Source organism: Anaerotaenia torta, assembly GCF_050433395.1.
GTDB classification, from domain to species: Bacteria; Bacillota; Clostridia; order Lachnospirales; family Lachnospiraceae; genus Mobilitalea; species Mobilitalea torta.
On record NZ_JBNPXH010000009.1, the window covers coordinates 111,715 to 124,250 of the forward strand.

The 12,536-nt window shown below is 48.1% G+C and carries 12 protein-coding genes and 1 pseudogene; 3 read left to right on the forward strand and 10 right to left on the reverse strand.

The window, feature by feature from the left end:
* Nucleotides 1–10 precede the first annotated feature (10 nt).
* The 4 genes from HNQ56_RS15295 to HNQ56_RS15310 all read right to left on the reverse strand — a co-directional run bounded on the left by HNQ56_RS15295 (nt 11) and on the right by HNQ56_RS15310 (nt 2,805).
* Nucleotides 11–529, reverse strand: coding sequence for a DUF6323 family protein (locus HNQ56_RS15295; RefSeq protein WP_429147977.1), 519 nt, complete (start codon nt 527–529; stop codon nt 11–13).
* A 247-nt stretch (nt 530–776) separates the two neighbouring features.
* On the reverse strand, nt 777–1,430 hold the full coding sequence (locus tag HNQ56_RS15300) for a hypothetical protein (RefSeq protein WP_429147979.1): 654 nt from the start codon (nt 1,428–1,430) through the stop codon (nt 777–779).
* 114 nt (nt 1,431–1,544) lie between these two features.
* Nucleotides 1,545–2,000, reverse strand: a complete 456-nt coding sequence (locus tag HNQ56_RS15305; protein WP_429147982.1) for a DUF1905 domain-containing protein — start codon at nt 1,998–2,000, stop codon at nt 1,545–1,547.
* Nucleotides 1,987–2,805: a lytic transglycosylase domain-containing protein gene (locus HNQ56_RS15310; protein WP_429147985.1), complete on the reverse strand. Its 819-nt coding sequence runs from the start codon at nt 2,803–2,805 to the stop codon at nt 1,987–1,989. Before HNQ56_RS15310 ends, HNQ56_RS15305 begins: the two co-directional genes overlap by 14 nt.
* Nucleotides 2,806–3,080: 275 nt before the next feature.
* Between HNQ56_RS15310 and HNQ56_RS15315 the strand changes: the two genes are divergently transcribed.
* Nucleotides 3,081–4,289, forward strand: a complete 1,209-nt coding sequence (locus HNQ56_RS15315) for an FprA family A-type flavoprotein (RefSeq protein WP_429147988.1) — start codon at nt 3,081–3,083, stop codon at nt 4,287–4,289.
* Between the two features lie 63 nt (nt 4,290–4,352).
* Here the strand turns inward: HNQ56_RS15315 and HNQ56_RS15320 are convergent, their stop codons facing one another.
* The 4 genes from HNQ56_RS15320 to HNQ56_RS15335 all read right to left on the reverse strand — a co-directional run bounded on the left by HNQ56_RS15320 (nt 4,353) and on the right by HNQ56_RS15335 (nt 9,446).
* Nucleotides 4,353–4,703: a hypothetical protein gene (locus HNQ56_RS15320; protein ID WP_429147991.1), complete on the reverse strand. Its 351-nt coding sequence runs from the start codon at nt 4,701–4,703 to the stop codon at nt 4,353–4,355.
* Nucleotides 4,704–4,825: 122 nt separating this feature from the next.
* Nucleotides 4,826–6,292: an alpha-L-fucosidase gene (locus HNQ56_RS15325; RefSeq protein WP_429147993.1), complete on the reverse strand. Its 1,467-nt coding sequence runs from the start codon at nt 6,290–6,292 to the stop codon at nt 4,826–4,828.
* 145 nt (nt 6,293–6,437) lie between these two features.
* The gene (locus HNQ56_RS15330) at nt 6,438–8,036 is read right to left on the reverse strand and encodes a multicopper oxidase family protein (RefSeq protein ID WP_429147996.1); all 1,599 of its coding nucleotides are present in this window, start codon (nt 8,034–8,036) and stop codon (nt 6,438–6,440) included.
* Nucleotides 8,037–8,162: 126 nt separating this feature from the next.
* Nucleotides 8,163–9,446 (reverse strand): glycosyltransferase family protein, encoded by a 1,284-nt coding sequence (locus HNQ56_RS15335; protein WP_429147998.1) that lies wholly within the window; start codon nt 9,444–9,446, stop codon nt 8,163–8,165.
* Between the two features lie 453 nt (nt 9,447–9,899).
* On the opposite strand from HNQ56_RS15335, the pseudogene HNQ56_RS15340 reads away from it, so the two are divergent.
* Nucleotides 9,900–10,772 (forward strand): annotated as a pseudogene (locus HNQ56_RS15340) (choice-of-anchor A family protein); the annotation flags it as partial.
* Between the two features lie 41 nt (nt 10,773–10,813).
* Here the strand turns inward: HNQ56_RS15340 and HNQ56_RS15345 are convergent.
* Nucleotides 10,814–11,269 carry a hypothetical protein gene (locus tag HNQ56_RS15345; RefSeq protein ID WP_429148335.1) on the reverse strand — a complete coding sequence of 152 codons (456 nt, stop codon included), beginning with the start codon at nt 11,267–11,269 and terminating at the stop codon, nt 10,814–10,816.
* Here HNQ56_RS15345 and HNQ56_RS15350 point away from each other — a divergent pair.
* Entirely contained in the window at nt 11,255–11,467 is a 213-nt protein-coding gene (locus tag HNQ56_RS15350) for a hypothetical protein (RefSeq protein WP_429148337.1), read from the forward strand. The two genes, HNQ56_RS15345 and HNQ56_RS15350, sit on opposite strands and share 15 nt — an antisense overlap.
* 330 nt (nt 11,468–11,797) lie before the next feature.
* Here HNQ56_RS15350 and HNQ56_RS15355 read toward each other — a convergent pair whose 3' ends face one another.
* Nucleotides 11,798–12,484: a methyltransferase family protein gene (locus HNQ56_RS15355; protein WP_429148000.1), complete on the reverse strand. Its 687-nt coding sequence runs from the start codon at nt 12,482–12,484 to the stop codon at nt 11,798–11,800.
* Nucleotides 12,485–12,536 lie beyond the last annotated feature (52 nt).

Below are 12,536 nucleotides of genomic sequence, written 5' to 3' on the forward strand. Positions count from 1 at the left end.
TTTGCTTCCTTTAATCCCATTCTCCCTCGTCCCAATCAAGAAAATCGATATAATTATCTTCATATCCGTCCGATGTCCGGTATTCCTGGGTTCCATAGCGAATATCACGGCAATGGTTCTCCAGCATGGTAGTCTGAAGATATTCGACAGACCCCTGGCATACATCTTCATAGTACAGTTTCATCAAATGAATCAGCTCATCATCGGGAAGCTCCTCCTGTGCCTCTCCTTTAAAATAATAAAAGCACTCCTGAAGCTGTATCAAAGTGTCCGCATAGTCATCCTGGTTCAGATAAGCCGAATCCGCAAACTCCATAATAAGCTTCTGTATTACTCCTCCTCCGAATTCAATCCTGCCCATCTGCTCCAGTGCTTCCCTCCGGTTCTCTACAAGCCGCCCTATTTCCTGTTCAGACAGCATCAGCCCGAAACGCTGTGTATAGGGATTGCATTCCCTGATCACTGCCGCCGTCTGCTGATTCAATATTGGTGCCGGGAGCATGATAAATAGATTTTCCGCCGTTTTCATCCTTCCTCATTCCTTTCAAAAAAATTTTTAAAAAGGGGTTGACATCTCAGGTATTTTGTGCTATCATTATATTGGATTTATATACAAAATTATCATTTAACATAATGATTATTAATTATATTATGATGTTCTTATAATGTCAATTCATAATTAAAGAATTATTATAGCAAAATAATACATAATAATAAGCCCTCCGGCATGACAGGCTTCATTCGTCCTATCCGGAAGGCTTTTTTTTATAAATTGACTATTTTACTTCGGTTCCGCCCCATTCTACCACGGTAAATCCATTTCGCTCAAAAGGAACGATTGCGGGTTCTGTCACTTCCATCGGCGTGTCTAACGCCTGATAAGCCATAAATACGCGAAGAACGGATGTGGGTTCGGGATTGATGTTCAATCCTGCGTGTTTCACGTAATCATCTTTTTGGAATGTAATGAGATTATAGGGATTTTCCTGCATTTCAGGAAGCCAGTATACGATAAACTCATTGTATTCTTTGGGCAGCAACCCCATTTTTGCAAGCGTTTCCTGAAGAAACTCTGCCGTCTCCTCACCCTTGACAATATAGCCCTCGCTCATGTCATAAGAAGCGTCCGATATTCCCTCCCAAAATAAGTAAGAATACTCCCGATTTGTCGTTAAATCCATCAGGGTGCCGTCTGGCCGGGCCAGTACTGTCCAGCCGTTCTCGTATGAGGGATAGGTGCAGGTTAGTTCTCCGTCATACTCCAGTTCCACCGTGACTTCCGTGTCTTCCTCCGGATAAAGGTAAATGACAGGCTTTGCCTCCCTGCTTTCACCCATTTTATTCTCACCTGTACTCTCATCATCAGGAGTGCATCCCGCCAATGCGAATATGCCAATAAGAACCAACGCCAATACCATGTATTTTTTCATAACGATCCCTCCTAATCGAATTTATCTGCTTATTAATATAGACGCGAAACTTCTAAAAAGAGTTCCGCGTCCATAGCATAAGCATGATCATCTGACTATCCCGTCAAAATATTCTTATCTGAGCTTCTTTCCTTCCGACAGCCTCTCTACCGATTTTTGAATACGCTCCCTGCGGGTCTCTTCCCTCTTGGCACCGGTAATCCACTGGACATATTCCTTCTTGCCGGTAAAGGACAGCTTCTCATAGTTCTCTGAGGCAGGAGCATTGCATTCCAAGGCTTGGGCAAAATCCTGGGGAAGCGGGACCACCCTCTCCTCTTCATCCCTTCTGACCGTAACCCTCACCATCTCTCCGGGTTCTTTGCCAATCCTTCTGCGGATCTCCTGCGTCATTCCCAACATATAGCATCCGCCCATGCGGACAAGGGACCCTCTGTACTCGACTCCGTCAAAGGTAGCTGCTACCTTCACCCGTTTGGCTCCAAAAACCTCTTCCACATCAAAGGGCGGCTCTACATAGGCCCCGTTGATGCCATCTGCCTTCTTAATAATTGCTTCAAATTCCTGCATTATAATTTTCTTGATCCCTCAACAGGCTCATAACCGGAACGCTGTATGCAATCTCCTTCGCATACTCCCGGTACACTTCCTCTTCCTGCTCCTTGGATTCCTCCTGTTCCTTCAAAAACAGCTCCAGAAACTTAAGATAATCATCATAGGAGAAGATGGCTTCCAGACTCTCCAGATCGCCGCCCTCCTTCACACTCTGGGCAATCAGAAAGGCGTAATTGTTCTGAACCGGAGCCGGAGCAGCCGTCTTATAACCTGCCTGTATGGTCCCGCCCGTCTCCCCGGTGCCTGTGCTTACTCTGATTCCCTTGGTGTCCGTTCCCTGGCTGACGTAATTCATAACCTTTTTCACATAATTCTGTGTTTCCTTAAAAGGCGGGATTCCGCCATACTTAGCCACATTATTGCTTCCGGCATTATAGGCAGCCAGAGCCAGCTTCGTGTCCCCGTCATACTTTTTCAGCATCTGCGCAATGTATTTTGCTCCGCCCATGATGTTCTGCTCGGCATCAAAGGAATCCGTAACCCCCAGCTCTTTGGCGGTACCAGGCATCAGCTGCATCACGCCCTGTGCTCCGCAGCGGGACACAGCCTTGGGATTAAAATCCGACTCTGCTTTCCCGATGGCCTTCAGAAGCTCCACCGTCACATTATATTTTACCGCCGCATTCTGGAATATCTCATCCAGGGACTTCGTCTCCCCAAGAAAGGAGGAAAATTCCGTACTTTCATTATTCCTTTTGACCGGAGAAATGCTCTGGGCATTCCTGTTTTCAACATTAGCAATTCCACTTACTTCAGCCATTGTACCACCTCTATCACGCTGCTCCGCGGCAGCCTGCTTTTGTATATTCCTCAATAAGGTATCCTGTTGTAATTTACTTATTACCTATTTTAAGGTATTTTCCTCAATTAATCAACAGGAATCTGGAAAGTAAACTGTATAAAAGCAGTAACCGTAAAAGTCACTTGTATTTCTTAAGGGTTATGTAGTACAATATCCGTGATGCAGTGATTGCAGCTTTAAGCCGGGCGGAGGACCCGTCTTATGCTAACGATATAATGTCAGGAGGTTATACTATGTATTGTGTTCGAGAAATATCACCCAAGGTGTTTTGGGTCGGCGGCAGCGACAGGCGTCTTGAGCTGTTTGAAAATATGTTTCCCCTTCCGAATGGAGTAGCCTATAATTCCTATCTCATTATGGATGATAAAACCGCGTTAATTGATACGGTTGACCGTTCCATCAGTGATCTGTATATTGAGAATGTAATTCATGTGCTGGGGGGCAGAACTCTGGACTATCTGGTAGTGAATCACATGGAACCGGATCATTGCGCCAATATTGAAGAGATTGCCAGACGCTATCCGCAGGTTAAGATTATCGGCAACAAGAAGACCTTTCAATTCATCGAGCAGTTCTATAAGATGGATCTGAAGGCAAATTATCAGGAGGTTAAGGAGGGGGAAGAGATCGTACTGGGCGGCACCACCCTTCGCTTCTATATGGCTCCCATGGTTCACTGGCCCGAAGTGATGGTGACCTACGAGGTAAGCCAGGGAATCCTGTTCTCGGCAGATGCCTTCGGCTCCTTCGGAGCTTTTGCCGGCAATATCTTTTCCGATGAAGTAGATGAAAAAGATATGGATGAAGCCAGACGGTATTATTCCAACATCGTGGGCCGCTATGGCTCCCAGGTGCAGGCACTGTTCAAGAAGCTGGCCGGCCTTGATATCAACATGATCTGCGCTCTCCACGGACTGATCTGGCGTAAGCCGGATATCCCGTTTATCCTTGATAAATATGATAAATGGAGCCGTTATGAGCCGGAGAAAAAGGGAGTTGTACTGGTCTATGCTTCCATGTACGGCAATACCGAGAATGTGATGAACGCCCTGGCCAACAAGCTGGCACAGCGCGGAATCCGTGATATGAAGATGTATGATGTCTCCAAGACCCACTCTTCCTATATCATTTCCGATCTGTGGAAATACAGCCATATGGTCATCGGTTCACCCACTTATAATATGCATCTGTATTTTGTTATGGATACCCTGCTTAAGGATATCGCGGTTCTTGGCTTGAAGAACCGGAAGGTATCCATCATCGGCAACCATTCCTGGGCCAGCGCCGCAATGAAAGCCATGAAGGAGCAGGTGGAGGCCATGAACACAATGGAGCTGGTCGGAGCTCCCATGGATGTACGTTCTTCTCTTAAGGCAGAGCAGGAGCCGGATCTGGATGCCCTGGCGGAGGCTATTTATGAATCCTGGAATACCTGCTGTTAGACTTGTACTGATGGCCGCAGCTTATTAACAGCCAACAGGGGGGATGTGACTCCCCCCTGTTGATCAACTACCGCCCTTATCCGCAGGAACAGGAGCGTCTTTGATAAACAAACGCGCCCTTTCAATATGACTCTCGAAATCAACCTTCTCAAAGTCTGTTGTGTCAATCTTAATGATCTCCCCGCCAACGGTAAAATCTCCGAAGGGAGGGATGTTTTTATCAAAATAATCATATGTAAGTTCCTCAAATACCCGATTTGCCTGTCCCCGTTCGGGAAGCTTCTCCCTTTCATTAAACCGGTCGCAAAGAACATGGGTGTCTCCCCAAAATATATAGGTAAGCGATTGATAATTATATTTATCAATCAAGGACTTCAATATACCCGCTTCCCTTGCCTTCCTATATCCGCCCAACACAAAATTCCCCTCGAGAATAAGCGGATATCCCGTTTCCATCAGCCTTTCCGTGACATAGGCGATTGCGTCAAAGGTAACGGCACTGAAACGCCTGCCCTCCTCTCCCTGCTTCCCGCAGTCTAATCAATGGTTACCTTGCACACCACCGGATACTCTGTCTTAATACCGGGGGCTAGAATCGTCAAGGCCTCTTCTCCTCTGCTCCAATCTAATTCTCCCTCATAGCCCAGGATGGATACCTCCCGTATAATTCCGTGAAAATGCGGCAATCTGGATGCGTCCTTCTCTCCCAGAGATCGTATCTGAAGCCTGCCGTCCTCCGGGAACCGGAGCACCGTAGCATACAGACTGCTTCCCTTCACTGTAAACCGGATATCCTCACTGGTAAAGTTCTTGGCGCTGCCATCTGCAAACTGACCCTCCTCAATCTGTGTCGGCCCTTCCCCGGAACTCCTCCAGACAGAAGTATCATAAATCGCCTCCCCATTCACCTTGAGCCATGCTCCGATCTCCTGCAGAATTCTCTTATCCTCCTCCGGAATGGTTCCGTCGCTCTTGGGTCCGATATTAAGCAGGAGGGTGCCGTTCTTGCTCACAATATCCACCAGGTCGCAGAGGATCTCCCTGGAGGATTTATAGTTATTATTCTCTGTATAGCACCAGGAATTGCGGGCCACAGAAGTATCCGTCTGCCAGTAGTAAGGCTTTGCCTGTGCAAACTGTCCCCGCTCAATATCCACAACCGCACAGCCGAACTGGAAGGCGTCATGCTTATAATTAATTACCACCTCTTCGCCCCACTCCCTGGCCCGGTTGTAATAATAGGCGGCAAATTTCTTCAAATAGGGCTTTACTGCGCTGTGCTGAATCCACCAGTCAAAATAAATAATCTTCGGCCTGTACTGATCTACAATTTCACAGCAGCGCACCAGCCAATCCTCCAGAAATTCCTGGGACGGCACATTGTTAAAGAGATCATGATGGTTCTTTGGTTCGGGCATTGCCGGCCAATAAAAGTCCCCGCGTTTCAAAGGCTCTTTTATATCACTGTCAAATTCCTTCCCATGGCCCATGAAGAACCAATGCTCCACCCGGTGGGAGGAAGTGCCGAAGATTAATCCATGGCGGCCTGCAGCTTCTTTCAATTCTCCCAGAATATTTCTCTTCGGCCCCATCTCATAGGCATTCCAATGGGATAATTCGCTCCGGTACATCTGGAAGCCGTCATGATGCTCCCCAACCGGAATCACATATCTCGCCCCCGCATCCTGAAACAATCGAGCCCATTCCTCCGGATCAAAATACTCCGCCTGAAACAGAGGAATCAAATCCTTATAACCAAAATTCTTATGCTCTCCGTAAGTCTTTACATGATGCTCAAATTCCGGGCTCCCCTGGATATACATGTTTCTGGAATACCACTCACTTCCAAAGGCCGGCACCGAATAGATGCCCCAGTGGATAAAAATCCCGAACTTTAATCTCCGGTACCAGTCCGGAACCCGGTACCCGGACAAGGAATCCCAATTGTCCTTATACTCTCCCTCTTCAATCACCTTATGAATGCGCTCAAGATACTCCCTCATACTTATTCCCCTTTTCTATCTGTTTTTTTCCAAACGGCGGTTATCCCTTTCGCCGCCCGGTCTCTGCAAGCAGTATTGAGTTTTATGATAATCTACTTTGACCTTGTTGTCAATTTGACCTTTTTCCCTTTGATCCTTATACTTTTTAAACTATGACCAGCGGCCTCATCATATCATGATCCTCATGCTCCAGGATGTGGCAGTGCCACACATAATTCCCCTTATGCTCCTTAAAATGCATAATAATGGATACCACCTGCCCGGGCTCTGCTCTTACCACATCCTTCGGTCCTCTTTCATAGGGCAGCGGAGGTGTTAATTTCTCCCTGTCGAATCTATAATTTCCCTCCGGATCAAAATCCTCTTCGGAGAACGTCTTCCTGCCCAGTATGTCAAAGTGTACCAGATGGAGATGAACCGGATGAGGAAAGGCAAAATGATTCACCAGATGCCAGATCTCAATGGTATCCAGCTTTGGCTTCTCCGTTGCAGGTGCATCCCAGCCCAATCCGTTCAGCAGATGCAGAACTCTTCCATAAGCATCCGTTGTTTCATCCAGATGCAGCGTGCGCTCTCTGGCTGCCAGCTCCGGCCGAATGCTTCCGTGATGAGGCATAAGCTCCATGGGAATCTGGCTGTAATCCGGTTCTGATAAGAACTCGCCCACTCTGAATTGCAGTATCTCCTCCATCTCCGTACCGGCTGCTCCCTGATCCGTGTTTCTCAGGAGGATTGTCTCTCCCTTACAATTTGAAAAATCAATAATCAGATCAATCCGTTCAGCCGGCTCCAAAATAAAGGAATCGATTTCCTCCGTATGGTGCATCATTCCCAAATCCGTCCCAATCTGATGAAAAACCTGCCCATTGCTTAATCTCAGCTCATAGGGCCGCAGATTGGACCCATTGAGTATCCGGAACCGGTATCTGCGCGGCTCAACCTCCAGGTATGGCCAGAGCTTTCCATTGACTGCAACGGTATTGCCCAGGAAGAAAGAGGGTGTGGACGGCACCGGATGCTCCACGGGAGGCGCGGCGTTATCGGGATAGAACAGGGAACCGTCACTGTTAAACTGCTTATCCTGTATCAGAACGGGTATTTCAAAAGGTCCCTCCGGCAGCTGGAGCCTGGCCTCCAGGGCATCCCGGATCAAATAGAACCCCGCCAGCCCCGCATAGACATTCAGTCTTGTAATCCCCATGGCATGGTCGTGATACCACAGGGTCGCTCCGGCCTGATGGTTGGTATATTCATATATCTCCCGGGTATAGCTCGGCCCGGTGTATTTATTATCCCTCGTAAACCAGGCTTCCGGATGTCCGTCACTGTCGTCCTTCACCTTGGCGCCGTGAAGATGGACCACCGTTCTGACATCTGGTCCATCTGCCGCTCCGTGAAGGGTATGATCCACCGGGAGGATATGTCTTAAGGGTAATCTATTCTCCCATTTTACCCGGATGCTGGTGTCCTTCCTTACCTCTATGGTCGGCCCCGGATAAGTGCCGTTGTAGCCCCAGATAGTAGTCAGCGGAAAATATCTATGGAAGCAATGCTTTGCTTCCAACATTTTAATATGGTAGAAGGGGCTTCCTCCGCATCCGGCTTCATACGGGGAAAGGGGCTCCGCCTTCTGCGGAATTGGCAGACGGTCTACAAATCTGGGGATGGTTGCAGGATTTGCGGGATCCACCCTGGATCCTGTCTCCTCCTGTTTTGAATTCTGCAAAACACAATTTTCTTTCATTCTCTCACCTCTATATTCCTTATTCAGACCAACCATTATTTTTAAATTCAGTTTGCCTTCATAATAATATATGACACCTTTTTCAATCGGTGTCATATATTATCGAATATAGGGGAATATTGTCTATCAAAGAAGTTTTTTCAGCTGATGCTCGAATACCCACCGGGGACTGTAGCGTTTCCTTGCCTGCATTCTTGCCTGAACCACGGGGTTTTTCAGCATTTCTTCTATGATTCGCTGTCCATGCTCCTCATAATAAGCCTGTTCGCTGGGATGATAGGTTTCCGTGGTATAGAAGCCAAAATTGCTGGCGTCCCAGCGCATAAAGTAAGCCTGCAGCGTGTCGCCCAGCTCCTTCAGGGCCGGAACACATTCATTCAGAACCAGATAATTTCCCATGGCCGCCGCCTCCAGAGCGGTTAAACCAAAGGATTCTGAAACGGAAGGGCAGATGAAGAGATTGGACAGGGAGAACAGATCCAGCACCGAATCTCTGGTCAGTCCCATGGGATAGCCGTAATCACTGATGAATACCATATCCTCCCGGTCCAGCCCGCTTGCTGTCCCTGCTTCTGCCACATACCTCTTGTAATCCTGCATATCCGTATCCATCGCCTCAAATTCACAGAAAATGATCTTAACGCTGTATCCGCTTACCTTTTTAATGGCTCCGCCCAGCATTGCCACCTTTTCAAATTTTTTGCCGATGGTAAACCTGGCCGGATAGATAATGAGCAGATCCGGCGAGATCAGATCCGTCCTGCTGTGAAGCTCCTGAACCTGAGCGCTCATATGCCCCATTAAATCCAGGGTATTGTTCAGCACCCTGCATCTTTTCAGCTTAACATGATACTGCCGGGCAAGGGAGGGCAGTCCGCATTCCGTCGGATAGGTATAGATGGTATTTCTCATAGGGCTGTATCTGGCCGAGTGAGGCCATGGTATGTCCCTGCCGTATCCGGATTCGTCCGGCAGGGAGTGGGTTACCGCAATAAATTTAAGCCGGGGCAGTCTCTCGGCAGCATACCGCACCGCAATATTATGGAGCAGATGCCAGCCCTGATAATGGATATCATGCATCATGCAGACCGTTACATCCTTAAGCTTTTCTGTCAGATCCGCCCCTACCGCCGCCGCTTCCTCCAGCAGCTCCGGGTGAATTGGTGTATCCGGTGAGCTGTAATCCCTCCAATGAATCTGTTCTCCCCTATACCGGTTGCATACCTTTGCCCATTCTATCCTCGGATCCAGGTAGATACCGTGCTTCTCGGAATCAGGCAGGTCCTCGCACACCAGCAGCTTGACCTCAATTCCCGCCTCCAGCAGCATTCTGATATGCTCGGCAACCACGTTAACCAGGGAGTAGATCGTCGCCAGACCGCCGAACATTGTTAATATTCCTACCTTCACCTTCTCCTCCTTCTCAAGGGCTGCTTTTTTATACCTTATGCTATAAAAAATACGCCTATGCATAAAAAATAGGGTTCCGTCTGCGGCAGGGAGGGGAGTATGATGCTCCCATAATGCACTGTATGGAAGAAATGTCACTGGATTTGTATGGCACAGACGAACACACCTGTACGGTTGTGACATACAAATCCAGTCATATGTCTTCCATCCTGTGTGTGAGGGAGCATCATACTCCCCTCCCTGCCGCAGACGGAACCCTTACCTTTTTTTATTTCTTATGCCTGCATATTCCTATTGTTTCGACACCTATCTACAGTCTCTGCATATGATAATAATATATAGAGCTTTCCCGTAAAACTGTTCCTTTGGGCTTCCATACAGGAACACCCCGCCCGAATGCTCTTATTAATCAATAAATGGAGTGATCACATGAGTTTATTATCTAAGAAGAAAATGATAAAAAGCCGCTCACCCCTCTTCCAGGCTGCAGAGTATAATCTGTTTACCAGATTTGGGGCGGAGTTTAAACAGAGTGATATCGGAGGAAGGGCAGCGATTGGAACGGATGCCCTGCTGGCGGATCTTACCCTTGGAAAGGAACTATGCCAGCACCCTCATGTTTCCTGTCCCCTCCACGGCACAGATTCAACCCTTATTGCAGGAGGGAATATCACCTGGCATACGGGAATAAATTACAGCGGCAATACCGTTATGCTGCCCCATACCTCCTACCACGCCAAGGATGTATCTTACGAAAATGCCAATCCTCAGCTTCAGCCGGTACGTTCCGACGTTCTGCCGGTTAATTTTGATGAAACCTTTCAATATCTGGAATGCGTATCAAGAGAATGGGATAATTTCTGCAATTCTATATTTACCACAAAAATACGTCTCATAGGGGATCATCTCCTTATGATCGGATTGAGCAGATCCACGAATGTATTCCACCTTCCGGAGGGAAACAGCTCCGGATTCATCGGCTGCACAGCGCCTTCCTGCGGCAATCTGCGCAGTCTGACCATTATTGCCCCTCACGGATCAACATGCTTAATCAACGTACCCGGCAATACCGCTTCCTTCGATCATCTGACTGTACTTCGCAGCACCGTTGTTCCGCCTCGGCTGTCTCTGCTGTCTCCATTCTCTTCCAAGGATATCATGAGCGGAAGAATTAGCGACGCCGCTGATAGTAAACTCATTTTATGGAACTTCTATGAAGCAGAGCGCGTTGATATTTCCAATACCAGCTTCCCCGGCACCATTTTAGCTCCCCATGCGGAGGTTAGAGTCAAAGGAAGCAGACTGCTGGGAGGCGTGATAGCCAAAAGCGCTCAGGCAGAAGCCACAGGGCTGAAGCGGACGGAACTTTATAACTGTCTGTTCGAAGGAGTCCTTCCTCGAATCCGGTGCTGTCTCCCTTCCCGGCCGTGTCCTTGCCCTCCCGTCACCACGACCCGCTGTACTACCACTACACCATGCACTACTACCACACACTGCACTACCTCAACCCCTTGCACCACTACCACCACCCGCTGTACCACTTCCACACCATGTACCACTACCACCACATACTGCACTACTACTACACGCTGCACCACCTCGACACCTTGCACTACCACCACACGCTGCACCACTTCCACGCCTTGCACTACTACCACACGCTGCACCACTTCCACACCTTGCACCACTACTACGACGCGCTGCACTACCTCGACACCTTGCACTACCACCACATATTGCACCACTACTACACGCTGTACTACCTCGACACCTTGTACTACCACCACACGCTGCACTACTTCTACACCTTGTACTACTACCACGACACGCTGCACCACTTCCACGCCTTGCACCACCACTACACGCTGCACTACTTCCACACCTTGCACCACTACCACACGCTGCACTACTTCCACACCTTGCACCACTACTACACGCTGCACCACCACTACACGCTGTACTACCACACGTTGCACCACCACTCGCTGCACTACCACATACTACACCTGCAGACGCTGTAATCCCTCGCCGTTCTTCAACAGGCGCTATACCTGCAGGTACTGTAACTCTGCCCCTTACACTACTACCCACTGCACCACCACACCCTGCACATCTTCTACCACCTACTGTCCCTTCCGCCGTTGCTGGTGGTAATCTCTTACCATCCGCTTCCTTGGACGCGTTCGAGAATTCCTTTCTGCACAATATTCGTCATAATTCATGGGAAGGATCAAAGATTTTTATGAAAGATTTGCTTCAAATACCAGAGACAGAGCCAATATTTCTGCAATAAAAATTAGCCATCAGCATAATGAGATGGCTAATTTTATTGCAGATTACTGAAATTTCCCCTACCAGATATATGGAAGCAGACGGTAACGTACCTTCTTTGTATATTCGGAATATCCCGGCAATTCCTTTTGGAGCATGGTATCCTCCAGGTACGTTCTTATCACAATGACGATGACAATAAGAACAGCTGTCATTCCCGCAAGCATTCCGAACATCATAGGCATTCCCACTGACCACAGCAGAATAACAGAATATCCCGGATGCCGAATGATGGCATAGGGACCGGTGGAACATACCTTTTGTCCCCGATCTTTTTGTATCCGTACGCTTGACTCAAAATTCCTGTTTTCCATCACAGGCCATACCGCCAGAAAACAGGTAAGCGCCATGATTGCCATACCAATCCAGAAAAGAACAGGGGATGTTTCCGGACTGTGAAAACGAACGGACAACCCGGCCGCAGCATAGATCCCATAGAAAGCAAGCACCACAAATATCAGCAATAACACCTTATCCCAGCTTTTTGTGTCAGAAGTAACCTTTCTGCGCGCATTTAACAGCTCCGCATCATGCCGGTACAGGATTACGGACGCAATCACAGTCGACACAATGTAAACAGCAAAATAGGCAATTCCCCTGGGGACATCCCACGTACCGGCCCCAAGAAAGAAAGCTGCCGCACCTAATCCTCTTTGCAGTATCATCTTCCCGATGTATTTAACTGCCCCTGACTTTATCTCATTCATCGCTGCCCTCCATATTCTATATTCGACCAAAGGAATCAGGAATAATGTATAT

Coding starts and splice junctions, on each gene's coding strand:
- HNQ56_RS15295 (WP_429147977.1), bottom strand. CDS start 529: ATGAAAACGGCGGAAAATCTATTTATCATGCTCCCGGCACCAATATTG.
- HNQ56_RS15300 (WP_429147979.1), bottom strand. CDS start 1,430: ATGAAAAAATACATGGTATTGGCGTTGGTTCTTATTGGCATATTCGCA.
- HNQ56_RS15305 (WP_429147982.1), bottom strand. CDS start 2,000: ATGCAGGAATTTGAAGCAATTATTAAGAAGGCAGATGGCATCAACGGG.
- HNQ56_RS15310 (WP_429147985.1), bottom strand. CDS start 2,805: ATGGCTGAAGTAAGTGGAATTGCTAATGTTGAAAACAGGAATGCCCAG.
- HNQ56_RS15315 (WP_429147988.1), top strand. CDS start 3,081: ATGTATTGTGTTCGAGAAATATCACCCAAGGTGTTTTGGGTCGGCGGC.
- HNQ56_RS15325 (WP_429147993.1), bottom strand. CDS start 6,292: ATGAGGGAGTATCTTGAGCGCATTCATAAGGTGATTGAAGAGGGAGAG.
- HNQ56_RS15330 (WP_429147996.1), bottom strand. CDS start 8,036: ATGAAAGAAAATTGTGTTTTGCAGAATTCAAAACAGGAGGAGACAGGA.
- HNQ56_RS15355 (WP_429148000.1), bottom strand. CDS start 12,484: ATGAATGAGATAAAGTCAGGGGCAGTTAAATACATCGGGAAGATGATA.